Source organism: Cellulomonas rhizosphaerae (genome assembly GCF_003470205.1).
GTDB classification, from domain to species: Bacteria; Actinomycetota; Actinomycetes; order Actinomycetales; family Cellulomonadaceae; genus Cellulomonas; species Cellulomonas rhizosphaerae.
This window is the reverse complement of the sequence record NZ_QWKP01000033.1, coordinates 1-2,784: the sequence shown is the minus strand read 5'-3', so window position 1 is coordinate 2,784 and position 2,784 is coordinate 1. Positions and strand designations below refer to the sequence as shown.

The window sequence follows — 2,784 nt, the reverse complement described above, 5'->3', positions numbered from 1 at the left end:
CGAGATCTACACCGACGTGGACGGCGTGTTCACGGCGGACCCCCGCATCGTGCCGAGCGCGCGCAAGCTGGACCGGATCAGCTACGACGAGATGCTCGAGATGGCGGCCAGCGGGGCGAAGGTGCTCGTGCTGCGCTGCGTGGAGTACGCCCGCCGGTACGACGTGCCGGTCCACGTCCGCTCGTCGTTCTCGACGCGCACGGGCACGCTGGTCACGAACGAGGCGCAGGTCAACGAGGAGGGCGAGCTGGTGGAACAGCCGATCATCGCGGGCGTCGCCCACGATCGCAGCGAGGCAAAGATCACGGTCGCCGGCGTGCCCGACGTCCCCGGCAAGGCCGCGCGGATCTTCGAGGTGGTCGCCGGTGCCGGCGTCAACATCGACATGATCGTGCAGAACGTCTCGGCCGCGGCGACGGGCCTGACGGACATCTCCTTCACGCTCCCGGCCGCCGACGGCTCCAAGGCGACGGCCGCGCTCACCGAGCACCAGCCCGACATCGGCTTCACGGCGCTGCAGTACGACGACACGATCGGCAAGCTCTCGCTCGTCGGCGCCGGCATGCGCTCGCACCCGGGCGTCTCGGCCAAGCTGTTCGCGGCGCTGTCGGACGCGAACATCAACATCGAGATGATCTCGACGTCGGAGATCCGCATCTCCGTGGTGACGCGAGCGGACTCGCTCGACGACGCCGTGCGCGCCGTCCACACGGCGTTCGAGCTGGACTCCACCGAGGACGAGGCCGTCGTGTACGGCGGGACGGGGCGGTAGGACTGATGGGACTCAACATCGCCGTGGTCGGCGCGACCGGCCAGGTCGGCGGCGTCATGCGCCGGCTGCTCGACGAGCGGGACTTCCCGGTCGCCTCGATCCGCTACTTCGCCTCCGCGCGCTCGGCCGGCACCACGCTCCCGTGGCGCGGCACGGACGTCGTCGTCGAGGACGTGGAGACGGCCGACCTGTCAGGCATCGACGTCGCCCTCTTCTCCGCGGGCGGCGGCACGTCGAAGATCCACGCCCCGCGGTTCGCCGCGGCGGGCGCGCTCGTCATCGACAACTCGTCGGCCTGGCGCCGCGACCCCGAGGTCCCCCTCGTGGTCTCCGAGGTCAACCCGGGCGCGATCGACGACGCCGTCAAGGGCATCATCGCGAACCCGAACTGCACCACGATGGCCGCGATGCCGGTGCTCAAGGTGCTGCACGACGAGGCCGGCCTGCGCCGTCTCGTCGTCTCGACCTACCAGGCGGTGTCCGGCTCGGGTCTGGCCGGGGCCGACGAGCTCGACAGCCAGATCCGCGCCGCGGTCGAGCAGGACACCCTCGCGCTGGTCCACGACGGCTCCGCCGTGACGCTGCCTGCGCCGGTCAAGTACGTCGCGCCCATCGCGTTCGACGTGATCCCGCTGGCCGGTTCGCTGGTCGACGACGGCTCGTTCGAGACCGACGAGGAGCAGAAGCTGCGCCACGAGTCGCGCAAGATCCTCGACCTGCCGGCCCTGCTCGTCTCGGGCACCTGCGTCCGCGTGCCGGTCTTCACGGGCCACTCGCTGTCCATCAACGCCGAGTTCGACCGCGCGATCACGCCCGAGCGTGCCGCCGAACTGCTCGCGGACGCGCCCGGCGTCCAGCTGACCGACGTGCCGACCCCGCTCGCCGCGGCCGGCCAGGACCCGTCGTTCGTCGGCCGCCTGCGTCAGGACGAGGGCGTCGAGGGCGGCCGCGGGCTGGCCCTGTTCATCAGCAACGACAATCTACGCAAGGGCGCCGCGCTCAACGCGGTGCAGATCGCGGAGCTCGTCGCGGCCCAGCGGCTCGCCGCCGTCTGACCGCAGCACGACGAGAGCCCGGGACCCCTCTGGGGCCCGGGCTCTCGCGCGTTCAGGCTCGCTGACCCGGGACGGCCAGTGCGGCCACCAACGCGAGCGCGGCTGCGACCGCAGCGCCCCAGAACAGGGCGGTCGTCCCGTCGGCGACCGCGCTGACGACGGCCGCGTGCGCCGCGGTCGAGAGCCCGGCGAGCGCGTCGGGCGTCAGGCTCGAGGCGTCGGCGCCGCCAGGCAGAGCAGCGCTGCCGAGCGACGACGCGAACGTCGAGGTGAACAGCGCTCCCAGCGCGCCGACGCCGATCGCGCCACCGATCGTCCGCGTGAACGTGCCGGCCCCGGTGGCCGCGCCGACCTCGGCCGCGGGCGCGCTGTTCTGCACCAGCACGATCGGCGTCTGGAACAGGAGCCCGATCCCCGCGCCGACCGCGACCATGCACCCGGCCGTGACCCAGGGGGACGAGCCTGTCCCGATGGTCGCCATCAGGACGCACGCGAGAGCGAGCAGACCCGTGCCCGCGATCATCACGGGCCGGAACCGGGAGCCCTTGCTCGTCCACGCGCCGGTCGCCAACGCGACACCGATCGACGGCAGCAGCATCGGCAGCAGCAGCAGCCCGCTGCTGCTCGCGGAGCGGCCCTGGACGATCTGCAGGAACAGCGGCACGAAGTTCAGGGTGGCCATCATCACGGCGCCCATCGCGAGGAACAGCACCGCGAAGCTCGACACGACGGCCCGGTTGCGGAACAGGTCGAGCGGGAGGACAGGCTGCTCGGCCCGCGCCTCGACGGCGAGCACGGCGACGATCCCGGCCAGCCCGACGAACGCTGCGCCCAGCACGTGGCCCGAGAACCACGAGTACTCGTGGCCGCCCCATGTCACCGCGAGCACGACCCCGGCGCTCGCGACGGTGATGGCGATGAGCCCAGCGACGTCGACACGGCCACCGCTCGGCCGGG

General features: G+C 72.3%; 3 protein-coding genes. 2 read left to right on the top strand and 1 reads right to left on the bottom strand.

All coding sequences use genetic code 11. The features are described 5' to 3' along the window. Positions 1–772 (top strand): aspartate kinase (locus tag D1825_RS00400; protein WP_138067016.1); only part of this gene is annotated, 772 nt, incomplete at its 5' end. A gap of 5 nt (positions 773–777) precedes the next feature. Beyond that, a complete protein-coding gene (locus D1825_RS00395) occupies positions 778–1,827 on the top strand; it encodes an aspartate-semialdehyde dehydrogenase (protein WP_118765576.1) in 1,050 nt (349 codons plus the stop codon). Positions 1,828–1,879: 52 nt separating this feature from the next. Here D1825_RS00395 and D1825_RS00390 read toward each other — a convergent pair. Beyond that, the coding region (locus tag D1825_RS00390) for an MFS transporter (protein WP_118765575.1) at positions 1,880–2,784 on the bottom strand (905 nt) is incomplete at its 5' end.

What these genes read in the sequence shown, in the direction of transcription:
- D1825_RS00395 (WP_118765576.1), top strand. Translation starts at nt 778, where the DNA reads ATGGGACTCAACATCGCCGTGGTCGGCGCGACCGGCCAGGTCGGCGGC.